Below are 17,351 nucleotides of genomic sequence, written 5' to 3' on the forward strand. Positions count from 1 at the left end.
CATTGTGTGCCTAACTTGCATCGAACTAAGGCTTGACCATGCGGCATCTGTTTACCTTTCTGCTGGTGTTATTCGCAGGGTTCGCCCAGGCCGCGCCGGGCAATCCATTCGAGACCAAACCCGACTTCCTGCCGGTGGGCAAAGCGTTCACCTTTACCTCCGAGCGTCTTGAAAGCGGCGAAACCCAGCTGTATTGGCAGATTGCCGACGGATATTACCTTTACCAGCAACGCATGAAGTTCGACGGCCTGGCCGAAAAACCCGTGCTGCCGCAAGGCGAAGCCCATAGCGATGAGTTTTTCGGCGAGCAGCAAGTGTACCGCCAGGGCCTCGAAGTGAAGATCCCGGCCGGTGCCACCGGCCAGGTCAAGCTGGGCTGGCAGGGCTGCGCCGATGCGGGCCTGTGCTACCCGCCGCAGTCGATCACCGTGGACCTGGGCGGCAACCCGGCCGTAGCGGCCACCGCACAAGCCCAGGACCAAAGCCTGGCCAGCGGCCTGCAACAGCGCAGCCTGGGCTGGAGCCTGCTGGTGTTCTTTGGCCTGGGCCTGCTGCTGGCATTTGCCCCGTGCTCGCTGCCGATGCTGCCGATTCTCGCGGGCCTGGTGGTCGGCAGCGGTGCCAGCCCGCGTCGTGGTTTTGCCTTGGCCAGCAGCTACGTGGTGTGCATGGCGCTGGTGTATGCGGCGCTCGGCGTATTGGCCGCGCTGCTCGGCGGCAACCTTGCCGCCCTGCTGCAAACGCCGTGGATCCTTGGCAGCTTCGCCGCGCTGTTTGTGATCCTGGCCCTGCCGATGTTCGGCTTCTTTGAACTGCAACTGCCGGCTTTCCTGCGTGATCGCCTGGACAACGTCAGCCGTCAGCAAAGCGGCGGCAGCCTGGTCGGCGCCGGGATTCTCGGTGCGCTGTCCGGCCTGTTGGTCGGCCCGTGCATGACCGCACCACTGGCCGGTGCCCTGCTGTATATCGCCCAGAGCGGCAACGCGCTGCACGGCGGTTTGATCCTGTTCGCCATGGGCATCGGCATCGGTATTCCGCTGTTGCTGCTGGTGACCGTAGGTAACCGTTTCCTGCCCAAGCCGGGCACCTGGATGAACGTGCTCAAGGGTGTCTTCGGTTTCCTGTTCCTCGGCACCGCCGTGCTGATGATTCGCCCGGTGGTCGGCGAAAGCCTGTGGCTCGGCCTGTGGGGCGTCTTGGCGCTGGTGATGGCCTACTGCGGCTGGACCCTGGCCCGCGAATACGGCCTGGCGGCCAAGGTATTCGGCGCCGGCTCCCTGGTGCTGGGCCTGTGGGGCGCGCTGCTGGTAGTCGGCGCGGCCGGTGGCAGCGACGACCTGTGGCAACCGTTGAAGGTCTACAGCGGCTCGAAGATGGCTGCTGCGCCCAGCGCCCACGACGCCTTCATGACCATCAACGACCCGGCCGTGCTGCAAAGCCAGCTCGACAGCGCCAAGGCCCAGGGCCAATGGGTGCTGGTGGACTACTACGCCGACTGGTGCGTGTCGTGCAAGATCATGGAAAAACAAGTCTTCGGCCAACCCCAGGTGATGGACGCGCTTAAAGACGTGCGCCTGTTGCGCCTGGACGTCACCGCCGACAACGCCGCCAGCCGCGAACTGCTCGGGCGCTACAAGGTGCCGGGGCCACCTAGCTTCGTGTGGATCGGCCCGGACGGTGAAGAACGTCGCGCCCAACGCATCACCGGCGAAGTGGATGCCGCCGCCTTCCTGCAACGCTGGACGCAAACCCGAGACGCGCGCTGATGCTGACCCTGACCATCGGTACGTTCGCCATCGCCCTGAATCACATCCTGCTGATCAGCGCGCTGATCCTCGCCACGCTGGTGGGCTGGCGCGTGGCCAAGCGTGGCGGTGAAAACCCCGAATCGGTGCTGTTCAGCCTGTTTTTGCTGGGCATGCTGGTGGCACGCTTAAGCTTTGTACTGATGTACTGGAGCGACTACAGCCACGACCCACTGCAAATGGTCGACCTGCGCGACGGCGGCTTCCTGGCCTGGCCCGGCGTGATCGCACTGGTGCTGGGCGCCGTGTTCTACGGCTGGCGCCGCCCGGCCATGCGCACCCCGCTGAGTGCCGGGGTGGTCACCGGGCTGGTGTTCTGGGGCCTGACCAGCGTGTCCCTGAGCCTTTACGACAAGGGCTCGCAACTGCCGGACATCACCTTGCGTAACGCCAATGGCGACGTGGTGCAACTGGCCGACTACAAAGGCGGCCCGCTGGTGATCAACCTCTGGGCCACCTGGTGCCCGCCGTGCCGCCGCGAGATGCCGGTGCTGGAGCGTGCGCAACACCAGCGCCCGGACGTGACCTTCCTGTTCGTCAACCAGGCCGAAAGCATGCAAAGCGTCAGCACCTTTCTCGCCACCCAGGGCCTGACCCTCGACAACGTGCTGTTCGACGCCAGTGGCCGTCTTGGCCAAGCCGTGGGCTCCATGGCCCTGCCGACCACCCTGTTCTACCAAGCCGATGGGCGCCTGATCAACAGCCACCTGGGCGAGTTGTCCCAGGCCAGCCTGGCCCGTGCCATGGAACCCTTCGACACTGCCCCTGCTGCCACAAGGAAACCGACATGCCAAGACTCCGCCACCTGCTGACCCTGCTGCCGCTGACGCTTGCGGCCACACTGGCCCAGGCCGAAGACTGGCCGGCGCCGATCAAACAGATCGAAGCCAAGGGTGCCAAGATCCTCGGCAAGTTCGACGCGCCCAGCGGCCTCACCGGCTACGCCGCGCAATACCAGAACCGTGGCATGGCCCTGTACCTGACCGCCGACGGTAAAAGTGTGCTGGCCGGTAACCTGTACGACGCCCAAGGCAATGACCTGAGCAGCGCGCCCCTGGAAAAACTGGTGTACGCGCCGATGGCCAAGGAAGTCTGGGCCAAGATGGAACACAGCAACTGGATCCAGGACGGCGACAAAAACGCGCCGCGCATCGTCTACCTGTTCAGTGACCCCAACTGCCCGTACTGCAATATGTTCTGGGAACAGGCACGCCCGTGGGTCAAGGCCGGCAAGGTGCAATTGCGCCACATCATGGTCGGCATCATTCGCGAAGACAGCCCAGGCAAATCCGCCGCGCTGCTGGCCGCCAAAGACCCGCAAAAAGCCCTGGAAGCACACGAAGCCGCCGGCAAGGGCAGCAAATTGCAGGCGCTGGACAAGATCCCGGCAGATATCGAAGCCAAGCTCGATGCCAACATGAAGCTGATGGAAGAGCTGGAACTGTCGGCAACACCGGCAATTTTCTATCGCGATGACAAGGGCGGTTTGCAGCAACAGCAAGGCGCGCCGTCGCCGGACAAGCTGGTGAAGATTCTCGGGCCAAAATAGCCCATCAGATCGTTCCCCACGCTCTGCGTGGGAATGCCTCAGGTGACGCTCTGCGTCACGCTTTGGGACGCAGAGCGTCCTGGGCTGCATTCCCACGCAGAGCGTGGGAACGATCAGTTACAAGCCTTCCAACTCCGCCATCAAATCACTCAACCGATCCACCTTTTCCGCACTGATCTCATTGGCCGCCAGCCCGTCGATGTACTCGGCCAACTCCGCCACCGTGCTGCATTCGAACATCGCCCGCAGCGGCACATCCCGTTGCAGGGTTTTCTGCACCCGCGAAGCAATCTGCGTGGCCAGCAATGAATGCCCGCCCAACTCGAAGAAGTTGTCCTGCACGCCCACCCGTTCAACCTTCAACACCTCGGCCCAAATCGCCGCCAAGGTGGTTTCCAGTTCGTTGCGCGGCGCCAGGTAGTCCTGGCTGTGCAGTTGGCCAATATCCAGGGCCGGCAGAGCGTTGCGGTCCAGCTTGCCATTGGCGTTCAGCGGCAAGCGGTCGAGCCATAGCCAGTGCAGCGGCACCATGTATTCCGGCAATTGCGCGCGCAGACGTTGCTTGATACGGTCCATGCGCTCACCTGGGTTCAAGGCTTCATCGGCCGCCACCAGGTAACCCACCAAATGCTTGCCGTTGACGCCTTCCTGCACGCCGACTGCCGCGTCCCGCACTTCTGGCTGTTCATGCAGGCGGGCTTCGATTTCACCCAGTTCGATGCGGTAACCGCGAATCTTCACCTGATGGTCGATACGCCCGACATATTCCAGCACGCCATCGCTGCGGCGCCGCGCCAGGTCGCCGGTGCGGTAGAGCCGCTGGCCCGGCGCGCCAAACGGGTTCGGCACAAACACCTGGGCGGTGCGCAATGGGTCGCTGACATAACCACGCCCTACGCCCGTGCCTGCCACACACAACTCGCCCACAGCCCCTTGCGGCACCAACTCCAGCGCACCGTCGAGCAGGTACAAACGGTTGTTGTCGGTTGGCGTGCCAATCGGCAGGTACGTGCCACGGGTCGACGCCAGGTCAACGCGGAAGAACGCCACGTCATCCGAGCACTCCGCCGGGCCATAAGCGTTGACCAAGCCGATCTCGGGGTAACGCAGCAACCACTGGTGCGCCAGCTCCGGCGGCATGGCTTCACCCGTCGGCAGCATCCAGCGCAAGCCGTCCAGGCTCATGCGTTCTTGAGCGAGCATGCCCTGGATCAGCGACGGCACACTCTCCAGCACAGTGATGCCCTGGGCCTGCACATGCGCCAGCAAACCCTGCGGATCATGGGCGATGCTGTTCGGCACAATATCCACCCGCGCGCCAAACAGCGGCGCGGCGAGGAACTGCCACACGGAAATATCGAAGCTCTGCGAAGCGGTCTGCGCGATCACATCTGCCTCTTTCAGTTGCAGATACGGCACCTTGCTCAACTGGTTATTGAGCATGCCGCGCTGTTCCACCATCACGCCTTTGGGCAACCCCGTGGAGCCGGAGGTGTAGATCACATAGGCGAGGTTATCCGGCGCGCTGTAGATGCCCGGGTTTTGCCCACGGCCGGGCACTTCTTCCCAGACCAGCAGCTGGCAGTCGGTGCCGTCCAGCAATTCAATCGCCTGCTCGCGGCACGCTTCAGTGCACACCAGCAACGGCGTGCGGCTCAGGTCGATGATGCGGCTCAAACGCTGGCTTGGCAGGCCAGGGTCCAGCGGCAGGTAACCGGCACCGGCCTTGAAGCTGCCGATGATCATGCCGAGCAAATCCAGGTTACGCTCGGCCAGCAGCGCCACCGGCTGATCCAGCCCGACACCGGCCTCAATCAGCGCGTAGCCCAGGCCGTTGCTGCGGCGGTTCAATTCATCGTAGGTCCATTGCTGGTCGAGGCAACTGGCGGCGATGCGCTGCGGATGCTGCGCCACCTGCGCTTCGAACAGCTCGATGTAACTGCGCGCCAGCGTGTAGTCATGCTCGCTCTGGTTGCAACCGTCGACCAGGAACGCCCGCTCCTGCTCACCGATCAGCGGCAGGTCGGCCATATCACCATGGAAGCCCTGCACCAACGCCAGCAACAGACGCTTGAACTCGCCGAGCATGCCTTGCACGGTGGTTGCATCGAAATAACGCTGGTCGTAGGACAGGTGCAAGCCGAGGTCATCGCCCGGATAACACACGGCCGTCAACGGGAAGTTGGTGTGGGTGCGGCCGGAATCCGAGGTGGCATTCAGGCTTTGCGCACGGTCCAGCACCGACACTTCCACCGGCGCGTTTTCAAACACGAACAGGCTGTCGAACAGCGGCTGGCCCTTGGGCAGTTCGCTGTGTTCCTGGATAGTCACCAGCGGCAGGTACTCGTATTCGCGCAGTTGCATATTGCTGTCGAGCAGGCCGCTCAGCCACTGGCGCACGCTGCAAGGCTGGTCGTCTTGCGGCAGTTTCACCCGCAGCGCGATGCTGTTGATGAACAGGCCGACGGTGCGTTGCATCTCGGGCATTTCCACTGGGCGCCCGGCCACCGTGACGCCGAACAACACGTCTCGCTCACCGCTCAATCGCCGCAGCACCAAGGCCCACGCCGCCTGGGCGAAGGTGTTGACGGTGAGTTGATGGGCCTGGGCCAGTTCGCGCAATTGCGCACCGTCGCGGGCATCCAGGCGGGTGTAGCAATCGCCCACCACCATGCCGCCGCTGTGGCCGGCGTGTTCACGCAGGAACGGCCGGTCGCTCGGGATCGGCGTGGTGCGCTCAAAGCCTTGCAGGTTCTGTTGCCACCACTGGCGTGCTTCATTCAGGTTCTGGCGTTGCATCCAGGCGATGTAATCGCGGTAGCGCGGCGGCGTGGCCAATTGGGCATCGCGACCCTCGCCCAAGGCCATGTAGATATCGAAGAAATCATTCATCAGCAACGAGCGGCACCAGGCATCGATGAGGATGTGGTGGTTGCTCATCATGAACCAGTAGCGCGCTTCACCGACGCGGATCAGGCGCAGGTGGAACGGCGCCTGGTTGAGCAGATCAAACCCGGCCTCGCGCTCGGCCTTGAGCAAGGCTTGCAGACGCGGCTCCTGTTCGGCTTCGGGGTCATTGCTCCAGTCCAGGTAGTCAATCGGCGTGCTGCCCGGCTTGTGGATCACTTGCAGCATGTCCTCGCCGACGTTCCAGCAGAACGACGCACGCAAGGCTTCATGCCGGGCGATCACCGCCTGCCAGGCTTGGGCGAAACGCTCGGGGTCCAGAGCGCTGTTGATGCGGTAGCGGTCCTGCATGTAATAGAGGCCGGTGCCCGGTTCCAGCAAGGTGTGCAGCAGCAGGCCTTCCTGCATCGGCGTCAGCGGGTAAACGTCTTCGATGACATTGGCCGGCACCGGCAGGCTGTCGAGCTGTGCTTGAGTCAGGTGCGCCAGCGGGAAGTCGGACGGCGTCAGGCCGCCCGCCTCGTCGTTGAGGCAATGCGCGATCAGGCTTTGCAGCTCGCTCAAGTACGCCTGCGCCAGTTCACGGATGGTCTGTGGGTCATGGCGCTCACGGCTGAAGGTCCAGCGCAGCAGCAACTCACCGCCATACACCTGGCTGTCGACACTCAGCTCATTGGGCAGCGGCGCATCCGGGTCGTGGGCCAGGCCCGCCGATTCATCCAGCGGGTGGAACAGTGCATCGGCGCCGAAGCTCTGGTCGAACTGGCCGAGGTAGTTGAAGGTGACCTGCGCCGTCGGCAGCGCGGCCATGGCCTGCTTGCACTGGTCGTCCGCCAGGTAGCGAAGCACGCCATAACCCAGGCCTTTATGCGGCACGCCGCGCAGTTGTTCCTTGATGGCCTTGATCGAGTCGCCCTGCCCGGCGTGCGGTGTCAGGCGCAGCGGGTAAGCGCTGGTGAACCAGCCGACGCTGCGGGTCAGGTCGATCTCATCGAACAGGGGTTCACGGCCATGGCCTTCCAGTTGAATCAAGGTCGAGGCGTGCCCCGTCCAGCGGCACAGCACGCGGGCCAAGGCGGTCAGCAGCAGGTCGTTGACTTGGGTGCGATACGCGCTCGGCGCCTGTTGCAATAACTGGCGGGTGTGTTCGGCGCCCAGGCGCACGCTGACGGTCTCAGCCTCGCGGTTGCGCAGCGAACCCTGTGCCCGCGCCACTGGCAGTTCCACCGCAGGACCGGCCAGTTGGTCTTGCCACAGGCTCAACTCTTCACGCAGGGATTCGCTGCCGGCATAAGCGCGCAAGCGCGCAGCCCAATCGCGCAATGCGCTGGTTTTGGCCGGCAGGCTGACGGACTGGCCGTCGCTCAACTGGCGGTAAACCGTTTGCAGGTCCTCCAGCAGAACGCGCCACGACACGCCGTCCACCACCAGGTGATGAATCGCGATCAACAGGCGTTGCTGGCCTTGCGGGCCGTCCACCAGCAAAGCCCGTAACAGGGGGCCATGCTCAAGGTTCAGGCTGCGTTGAGTGTCAGTGAACAGCGCGGTGCAACCCTGCATGTCGCGCACTTGCGCCTGCATCAGCACGCCGCCTTGGGGCACGGCCAAGTGCTCGGCATGCCAGTGTGCGTCGCGCTTGGAGAAGCTCAGGCGCAAGGCGTCGTGATGTTCCAGCACCGCCAGCAGCGCTTGCTCCAGGCGATGGGGCTCCAGCAATTGCAGGGGCTTGAGCAACAATGCCTGGTTCCAGTGCTGACGGTTGGGGATCTCGGTATCAAAGAACCAGTGCTGGATCGGCGTCAGGCCCGAGCTGCCGGTGAGCAGGCCTTGCTCGGCGGTCACCTGTTCGGTACGCGTGGCCACAGCGGCCAGGGTTTGCACGGTCTGGTGCTGGAACAAATCCCGTGGGCTGAAATGAATCCCGGCCTGCCGCGCACGGCTGACCACCTGGATCGACAGGATCGAGTCACCGCCCAGCTCAAAGAAGTTATCGTCCAGGCCGACTTGCTGCACGTTCAACACCGCGCACCAAATGGCCGCCAGGCTTTGCTCCAGCTCATTGCGCGGCGCCACGTAGGTTTGGCGATTGGCCTCAGGGTCGGGCTGCGGCAAGGCGCGACGGTCGAGTTTGCCATTGGCGGTCAGCGGCATGCTGTCGAGCACGATCAGGTGCGCGGGCACCATGTAGTCCGGCAGCTGCGCCTTGAGGTGCGCCTTGAGTGCATCACGCAAGGCAGCAGGGTCGGCGTCGCTGACCAGGTAGGCCGCCAGCTGTTTACCACTGGCTGAATCCAGCGCCAGCACCACGGCTTCGCGCACGGCTGCGTGCTCCAGCAGCCGGGTTTCAATTTCGCCCAGTTCAATACGGAAACCGCGAATCTTCACTTGATGGTCGATACGGCCCAGGTACTCCACCAGGCCGTCGGCGCGTTGGCGCACCAGGTCGCCGGTGCGGTACAAACGGCCGCCATCGGCAGCAAACGGATCGGCGACAAACCGCTCGGCCGTCATGCCCGCACGTTCGTGATAACCCTGGGCCAGACCTGCCCCGCCGACATACAGCTCGCCGGTCGCGCCTTGGGGCACCAGCGCCAGGTCGGCATCGAGGATATAGGCCACGCGAGCACCGATGATGCTGCCGATCGGCACGCTGGCGGCGCCCTCTTCCAATACCTGCGGCGCCAGGCTGGCCAGCGGCATCACCACGGTTTCGGTCGGGCCATAGGCATTAAAAAATAGCTCGGGCTGGAACGCTGCACGGATGCGCTGCAAGTGCTCGCCGGTCAGTGCCTCGCCGCCGGTGATGCACATGCGCACCGGCAGAGTCTGTTGCTGGGTCGCCAGCCATTGCGCCAACTGGCTGCCGTAGCTGGGGGTAAAGCCGAGAATAGTGATGCCATGGGCGCGGATCAGCGCGCAGATTTCTTCGGCATCCCACTGGCCTTGGGCGCGCAACACCACCTGCGCACCGCTGAGCAGCGGCACCAGCAAACGCTCGGTGGCGGCGTCGAAGTTGATGGAGTAGAAGTGCAGCTCGCAATCATCCGCGCGCATGCCAAAGCGCTCGATCACGGCCTGGCAATGCATGGCGATTTCACCGTGGGACACCACCACGCCTTTCGGCTTGCCGGTGGAGCCGGAGGTGTAGATCAGGTACGCCTGATGTTGCGGCAAGTTGATAAACGGCAGCGCGTCGGCAGGGTAATTGGCCAACACCGGCAAGTCATCTTCCAGGCACCAGCACGCGACCGTCGCCGGCAATTCGCCAAGGGCTTCGAACATCGCCGCATCGCTGAGCAGCAGGCCGATGCCGCTGTCTTCGATCATGTAGTGCAGGCGGTCGAGCGGGTATTCCGGGTCCAGCGGCACATAAGCGCCGCCGGCCTTGAGAATCGCCAGCAGGCCGATGACCATTTCCAGCGAGCGCGGCAGCGCCAGGCCAACCCGCACCTGCGGGCCAACGCCGCGCTCGCGCAGCATCCACGCCAGGCGGTTGGCGCGCTCGTCCAGTTCGCGATAGCTGAGCGTCACCCCGGCAAAGGTCAACGCCGGTGCATCGGGCCGGGCCAAAGCTTGTTGGCTGAACAGCGGGTGAAGGCACTGATCCAAGCGGTGTTCACCCGCCTCGATACCCAGGCTGCTCTGCAAGGCGCGCTGCTCAGTGGCGGTCAGCAAGGGCAACTCGCTCAGTCGCTGTTGCGGATCGGCGATCAACGCGTCCAACAGGTTTTGCCAATGAGCGGCCATCCGCGCAATGCGCGGCTCGTCGAACAAGTCGGTGCTGTAGGTCAGGCAGCAACCCAGGCGATGGTCGAGGTCGGTGACTTCCAGGTTGAGGTCGAACTTGGTCGCCCGCGCATCGTTGACCAGGTACTCAACCGTCATGCCCGCCAGTTGGCGGCTCTGCTGGAATTCCCAGCGCTGCACGTTGCACATCACCTGGAACAGCGGGTTATACGCCGCGCTGCGCGGTGGCTGCAGGGCTTCCACCAGATGATCGAATGGCAGGTCCTGGTGCGACTGGCCTTCGATCACGGTATGGCGCACCTGCTCGAACAACTCGGCCACATTCATCTGCCCATCGAGCTGGCAACGCAGCACCTGGGTGTTGAGGAACGCGCCGATCAGCCCTTCGCTTTCCGGGCGAATGCGGTTGGCCACCGGCGCGCCGATGCGCAGGTCGGTCTGGCCGCTGTAGCGGTAGAGCAGCACCGCCAGGGTGGCGGTCATGGTCATGAACAAGGTCAGGCCGCGTTCGGCATTGAAGGCACGCACGCGAGCGGCCAAATCATCGCTCAGGTCAAAGCGGTACAGCTCGCCCTGATGGCTTTGCACCGGCGGGCGTGGGCGGTCGGCGGGCAGTTCCAGCAAAGGATGCTCGTGACCCAGCTGTGCGGTCCAGTAGTCCAGTTGACGCTGGCGCTCGCCAGCCTCCAGCCACTGGCGCTGCCACACGCTGTAGTCGAGGTATTGCACCGCCAGCGGCGCCAGCGGCGAATCGCGTTCGTCGATAAACGCCTCGTACAGCGCGCCGAGTTCACGGGCAAAGATGTCCATGGCCCAGCCTTCGGTGACGATATGGTGCAGGGTCAGCACGAAGTAGTGCTCCTGCTCGCCGGCCTTGACCACGCAGGCGCGCAACAGCGGCCCGGTTTCCAGGTTGAACGGCGTGTGGGCTTGTTGATCGGCGAAATCCCGCAGGCGCTGCTGACGCTCAGCGTCGGTGAGCGCGGAGAAATCCTGCCAGTCCATGCGCAGGCCGGTTTGCGCCGCGACCTTTTGGTACGCCACGCCATCGACGCTCGGAAAGGTGGTGCGCAGGGTTTCGTGGCGCATGATCAAGGCTTGCAACGCGGCCTCAAAACGCCCCACATCCAGCACGCCACGCAGGCGCGCCATGCCGCCGACGTTGTAGGCCGGGCTGTCGGGTTCCATCTGCCAGAGGAACCACATGCGTTGTTGGGAATAGGACAACGGCACCGGCGCGCTGCGGTCGACCCTGGCAATAGCGGTTTGCTGATTGCGTTGGCCAGAGGCCTGGATCAAGCCGACCTGCTCGGCAAATGTGCCCAGCTCGCTGGCTTCGAACAAGGTGCGCAACGGCAATTCGACGTCACAGGCCTGACGGGTGCGCGAGATGATTTGCGTGGCCAGCAACGAATGGCCACCGAGGGCGAAAAAGTCGTCGCCCAGGCCGATACGTGGCAAGCCCAGCACTTCGCGCCAGATCGCGGCGATTTGTTGTTGCAGCGGCGTTGCAGGCTCGATGTGTTCACGGGTTTGCCACACCGGTTCGGGCAAGGCCCGGCGGTCGAGTTTGCCGCTGGGGCTCAGGGGCATGGCGGCCAGGCGCATCAGCAAGGCGGGCACCATGTACTCCGGCAGATCAGCGGCCAGGGCGGCTTTTACGTCCTGCTCGGCAAGCTCCATCTGCGCGGTGTAGTAGCCAATCAGTTGTGCGTCACGCACCAGCACTACGGCTTGAGCGATGCCGTCCAGCGCCAGCATACGGGCTTCGATTTCTTCAGGCTCTACGCGAAAGCCACGCAATTTAACCTGCTGATCAAGGCGGCCGAGGTATTCGAGCACGCCATCGGCGCTCCAACGCACGCGATCACCGGTGCGATACAGGCGTGTGCCGGGTTCGCCCAACGGGTCGGCGACAAAACGCTCGGCGGTCAGCCCGGCGCGGCCCAGGTAACCGCGCGCCAGGCCGATGCCGCCGATGCACAGCTCGCCCGGCACAGCGGCCGGCAACGGGTTGAGTTGCTCATCCAACACGCGGCAGATCACATTGCCCAGCGGCCGACCGATGGGCGAGCGCTCGCCGTCCTCGGCGTGACAATGCCAGTGGGTCACGTTGATCGCGGTTTCGGTCGGGCCATATCGGTTGTGCAGTTGCACCGCCGGCAACTGCGCCAGCACGCGGTTACGCAGCTCGGCAGGCAAGGCTTCACCGCCGGAGAACAGACGCCGCAGGCTGGTGCACTCAGCCACCAGTGGCTCATCGATAAACAGCTGCAACAGCGGCGGCACAAAGTGCAGCGTGGTCACGCCATGTTCCTGTACCAGCTGCGCAATGCGGTGCGGGTCGCGATGTTCGCCAGGGCCGGCCAGCACCAGGCGGCAGCCGGTGATCAGCGGCCAGAAGCACTCCCACACCGACACGTCAAAACTGATCGGCGCCTTTTGCATCAGCACATCGGTGTCGTTCAGTTGATAGGTGGCCTGCATCCACTGCAAGCGTTCGGCCAGCGCCGCATGGGTATTGCCCACGCCTTTGGGCTGGCCGGTGGAGCCGGAGGTGTAGATAACGTAAGCGAGGTTGTCGCCATTCAAATGCAGGCCCGGCGCCTGGGTCGGCCAGCTGTCCAGGTGCAGGCTGTCCATGGCGATCACGCACACGCCTTCGGTGGCCGGCAGCAGTTCAAGCAGTGCGGTTTGAGTCAGCAGCAGGTGCACGCCGCTGTCCTTGAGCATGTAGGCCAGACGCTCGGCGGGGTAATCCGGGTCGAGGGGCACATAGGCGCCACCGGCCTTGATGATTGCCAACAGGCCAATCAGCAGTTGCGGCGAACGCTCGGCGGCGATGGCCACGCACACATCCGGGCCGACGCCTTTGTCACGCAGGTAGTGAGCCAGGCGGTTGGCCTGAGTGTGCAATTGGGCGAAGGTCAGGCTGCCGTCTTGCCAGACCAGCGCGGTGCTGTCCGAAGTCTGTTGGCCGAGCAATTCGGGTAACCACTGCTGAGCCGGGGCACACGGAGCTTCGCTCCATGGTTGCTGCTCGTCTGTGTGCATCAGCTTGAGGTCGCCGATGGCTTGCTCGGGCTGCTCGCACACTGCTTGCAGCAGGCTGATGAAGTGCTCGGCCAGGCGCTGGATGGTCGCGCTGTCGAACAGCTCATCGGCGTAGTCGAACGCCAGGCTCAGGCGCCCGTTGCGGTCTTCTTCAGAGTGCAGTTGCAGGTCGAACTTGGCTTCGCGGCTATGCCATGGCAGCTCATCGGCAAGCATCCCCGGCAAGCGGCGCAAGGCGCTCAGGTCGCGCTGCTGGTGGTTGAACATGACCTGGAACAGGCCTTGTTCGCGAGCCTGGGGGAAGGCTTCCAGCAGCTGTTCGAAGGGCAGGTCCTGGTGGGCCTGGGCACCCAGTGCAGCCTGGCGCGTGGCAGCCAACAGCTGATTGAATGGCAGGCGCCCGTCCAGTTCGGCGCGCAGCACCAAGGTGTTGATGAAGAAGCCGATCAGGCCTTGGGTTTCCTGGCGCGGGCGGTTGGCGTTGGGCACGCCGATACGGATATCGCGCTGGCCGCTGTAGCGGTAGAGCAGGCTCTGGAACGCCGCCAGCAACACCATGAACGGGGTGGACTCATGGGCTTGAGCCACCTGGCGAATCGCTTCGCTGAGCGCTGCGTTCAAGCGCACGCTATGGCGCGAGGCACTGTTGATGCGCGGCGCAGCGCGTGGATGGTCGGTGGCCAGGCTCAGGGCCGGGTGCTCGTCACCCAATTGCGCCTTCCAATAAGCCAATTGCCGCTGGCCTTCGCCTTCGGCCAGCCATTGGCGTTGCCAGCTGCCGTAGTCGGCGTATTGCAGGGCCAGTGGCGGCAGCTTCAGGCTTTGGCCCTGGATCGCGGCGGCGTAGAGGCGCGAGAATTCGTCGATCAGAATGTTGAGCGACCAACCGTCGGCGATGATGTGATGCAGGGTCACCAACAGTTGGTGATCTTCATCGTCCAGGCGCACCAGCGTTACCCACAGCAACGGGCCTTTTTCCAGGTCGAACAGGGTGCGCGCCTCGTCTTCGCGGATCTGCTGCGCGCGGGCTTCGCGTTCGGTGGTTGGCAGGTCGCTGAGGTCGATCACTTGCAGCTCGAAACCCGTGCTGGCCTCGACACGCTGGAAGGCTTGACCATCGCGCTCATAGAAGCGTGTGCGCAAGGCTTCGTGGCGCTGGATCAATTGCTGGAAGCTGGCGCGCACCGCATCCTCGTCCAGCTCGCCGCGCAAACGCAGGGCGCCGGGGATGGTGTAGGCGCTGCTGTGGGGGTCCAGTTGCCAGGTGATCCACAGGCGGTTCTGTGCCAGGGATTGCGGCAGGTCATCCTGGCGTGACAAGGCCTGGATCGCGCCTTGAGCAATGCCGCCGTCCTGCTGCAGCTGCGCCACCTTGGCGGCGAACGCCGAGAGCGTCGGCGCTTCGAACAGCAGGCGCAGGTTCAGCTCCAGGCCCAGGGTTTCACGCAGGCGCGCGACCACTTGGGTGGCAGTGATGGAATTACCGCCAAGCAGGAAGAAATGGTCATCGGCCGCGACCGTTGCGACCTGCAACTGTTCGCACCAGATCGCTGCAATCTGCTTTTGCAGCTCGGATTCAAGCAGCGATTGACTGGCCTGGGCTTGCAGATTCGGGAACTGCGCGTAGCTGTCGAGGCTGCCATCGGCATGACGCAGCGCGCAGGCCGAACGCTGCACCTTGCCGCTGGAGGTTTTGGGCAAGGCGCCGGGGTTGAGCAGTACCACCACGCTCGGGGCTTCTTGATACGCCTCGGCCACCGCTTGGCGAATCGCCTTGATCAAGGCGTCGGGCGGCAGAATTTTCTGCACGCTGCGGCTGATTTCTGCGGCGATGCCGATGCCTTCCAGGCCTTGGTGATTCACGGCAAACGCCGCGACCCGGCCTTTGCGCACCACCTCGACGTCGCGCTCGACGGTCTGCTCGATGTCCTGCGGATACAGGTTGTGACCGCGCACGATCAGCAGGTCTTTGAGGCGGCCGGTGATGTACACCTCGCCGTCGCGGATAAAGCCCAGGTCGCCGGTGCGCAGCCAGGTGCGGCCGGCGTGTTGCACGAAAGTTTTGGCGCTGGCCTCGGGGTTGCGCCAGTAGCCGTGGGCGATGCTTGGGCCGGCGGCCCAGAGTTCGCCGACACGGTTGTCGGGCAGTTCGGTGAGGGTGTGCGGATCGACGATCAGCACCGCATGCTCCGGCTGGCTGGTGCCGCAACTCATGATCGCGCTGCCCTGCCCCGGTTCGGCACGGTTGGCGGCCAGCGCCTGCTCATCCACACGCAACGCGGGGATGCCTTGACCACGGGAGCCACCGGCAACGAACAAGGTCGCCTCGGCCAGCCCGTAGGAGGCGAAGAAACTGTTCGGGGTGAAACCACAGACCGCGAACTTTTCGGCGAAGCGTTCCAGGGTGTAGAGGCGGATCGGCTCAGAACCCGAATAGGCCACGCGCCACTTGCTCAAATCCAGACGTTCCAGCGCGGTTTCACTGACCCGCTCACTGCACAGCCGATAGGCGAAATCCGGCCCGCCGCTGATGGTGCCGCCGTATTCGCTGATCGCTTCGAGCCAGCGCAATGGCCGGCCGAGGAAGTACGCCGGCGACATCAACACACAGGGCACGCCACTGAAGATCGGTTGCAGCAAGCCGCCGATCAGGCCCATGTCGTGGTACAGCGGCAGCCAGCTGACGATCACATCATCCGGGTGCAGATCAATGCCGAAGCCGCGACGGATCAGCACTTCGTTGGCCACCAGGTTGCCGTGGCTGACTTGCACGCCTTTAGGCAGTGCGGTGGAGCCGGAGGTGTATTGCAGGAAGGCGATGTCGTGCGCTTGCAGCTCGGGTTCGACCCAATTGCCGGCGTTTTCGAGCGTATCGACGCTCAATACCGGTGGCGCGTTTTCGATCTGCGCCAGGCCGTCCGCCAGGCTGGCGATGGTCAGCAGCAGGCGTGGTTCGGCATCGCTGATGATCGACAGCAGGCGCTCCTGATGATGGCGCTTGGTGGACTCCGGCGGATAGGCCGGCACCGCGATAACCCCGGCGTACAGGCAACCAAAGAACGCCGCGACGTAATCCGGGCCGCTGGGAAACAACAGCACCGCACGGTCGCCCAATGCCGCATTGGCCTGCAAGGCGGCGGCGATGGTGCGGGCGCGCTGGTCGAGGTCGCGGTAACTGAGCACAACGCTGTCTGCGGCGGATTCGGCCAGGAAGCGCAGGGCCACCTGGTCCGGGGTCTGCGCGGCGCGGTGTTGAAGGGACTGGACCAGGGTGCGGGGAAGTTCGAAGGCGTCCATCATGGGGTTCCTGCCTGAAATCGGCTTACGGGAAAATCGGGAATTGGGGCTGTGCTAAACGGCAGCCAGTTGGCGCGCCGCATCATTGCGCCAGCGGGCCAGGTGCTCGTCGGCATAGCGGCGCAGGCAGCGCAGCACCGCGCTTTCGTGCTGCACGAGGAAGAAGTGGTGACCGTCGAACATGTCGAGGGAAAAGCCGCTGGCGGCATCGAGCTGCCAGTCGAGCAACTGGTCGGCGCGTACGCTGTCCTGCTTGCCGCCAAATACGTGGATCGGCATGCCCAGCGGCGCGCGCTCGCCATAGGTGAAGCTGCCGCACAGCAGGAAGTCGGCGCGCAGAATCGGCAGCATCAACTGCATCAATTCCGGGTTTGCCAGGGCCTCTTCGGCGGTGCCCTGCAGCTCGCGCAGGCGGGCGATCAGTTGTTCATCGGTCTTTTCAATCGCGTATTCGCTGACATCGCGGCGCGCCGGGCCGGCGGTACCGGAGGCAAATAACGCCAGCGGCGCGGGCAGATTGCGTGCCTTCAGGGCATGCGCCAGTTCAAATGCCAGCAGGCCGCCCAGGCTGTGGCCGAACAGTGCATAAGGGCTACCCAGGTCACGACCGATCTCGTCGGCAAGCTGCGCCGCCAAGGTTTTGATATCGCGCTGCAACGGCTCATCCATGCGCATGCCGCGACCCGGCAGCTCCAGCGGGCACACCTGCAACCAGTCAGGCAGCGCCCGGCGCCAGCGCACATAGACCATCGCGCTGGCACCCGAGTAGGGCAGGCAGAACAGGCGCAATCGCGTGGAAACGCTCATTGGTCGCGGCCTCCAAACTGAAACACGCGGCCTGCACGATAAAAACCCATTTCGCCCTCCTGCGGGTGCTGATCCCTGGCCGTTCGCTAACGGACCTGTCACCCAGAAGAACGGACGGCCCCGGCAAATAATTAGTCGCCGGGGGCGAGCGAGACGTGGTTCACACCCAACAAGAAAGCATAAGA

The 17,351-nt window shown here is 64.1% G+C and carries 5 protein-coding genes; 3 read left to right on the top strand and 2 right to left on the bottom strand.

The features are described from left to right. Positions 1 to 38: 38 nt before the first annotated feature. The 3 genes from dsbD to dsbG are packed head-to-tail and all read left to right on the top strand — an operon-like array spanning position 39 to position 3,354. Positions 39 to 1,766 carry a protein-disulfide reductase DsbD gene (gene dsbD / locus BFP92_RS02410; RefSeq protein WP_065911504.1) on the top strand — a complete coding sequence of 576 codons (1,728 nt, stop codon included), beginning with the start codon at positions 39 to 41 and terminating at the stop codon, positions 1,764 to 1,766. Next, positions 1,766 to 2,617, top strand: coding sequence for a TlpA disulfide reductase family protein (locus BFP92_RS02415; RefSeq protein ID WP_065911506.1), 852 nt, complete (start codon positions 1,766 to 1,768; stop codon positions 2,615 to 2,617). Before dsbD ends, BFP92_RS02415 begins: the two co-directional genes overlap by 1 nt. Then, positions 2,593 to 3,354, top strand: coding sequence for a thiol:disulfide interchange protein DsbG (gene dsbG / locus BFP92_RS02420; protein WP_065911508.1), 762 nt, complete (start codon positions 2,593 to 2,595; stop codon positions 3,352 to 3,354). The genes BFP92_RS02415 and dsbG overlap by 25 nt, the downstream gene beginning before the upstream one ends. A 117-nt stretch (positions 3,355 to 3,471) precedes the next feature. Here dsbG and BFP92_RS02425 read toward each other — a convergent pair whose 3' ends face one another. Together BFP92_RS02425 and BFP92_RS02430 are read right to left on the bottom strand one after the other, a co-directional pair. After that, positions 3,472 to 16,362, bottom strand: coding sequence for a non-ribosomal peptide synthetase (locus BFP92_RS02425; RefSeq protein WP_065911510.1), 12,891 nt, complete (start codon positions 16,360 to 16,362; stop codon positions 3,472 to 3,474). A 51-nt stretch (positions 16,363 to 16,413) separates the two neighbouring features. Further along, the gene (locus BFP92_RS02430) at positions 16,414 to 17,166 is read right to left on the bottom strand and encodes a thioesterase II family protein (RefSeq protein WP_065911512.1); all 753 of its coding nucleotides are present in this window, start codon (positions 17,164 to 17,166) and stop codon (positions 16,414 to 16,416) included. Between the last annotated feature and the right edge of the window lie 185 nt (positions 17,167 to 17,351).

Origin of the sequence: Pseudomonas sp. 58 R 3 (genome assembly GCF_900006605.1) — a bacterium.
In the GTDB taxonomy this organism is placed as follows: Bacteria; Pseudomonadota; Gammaproteobacteria; order Pseudomonadales; family Pseudomonadaceae; genus Aquipseudomonas; species Aquipseudomonas salomonii.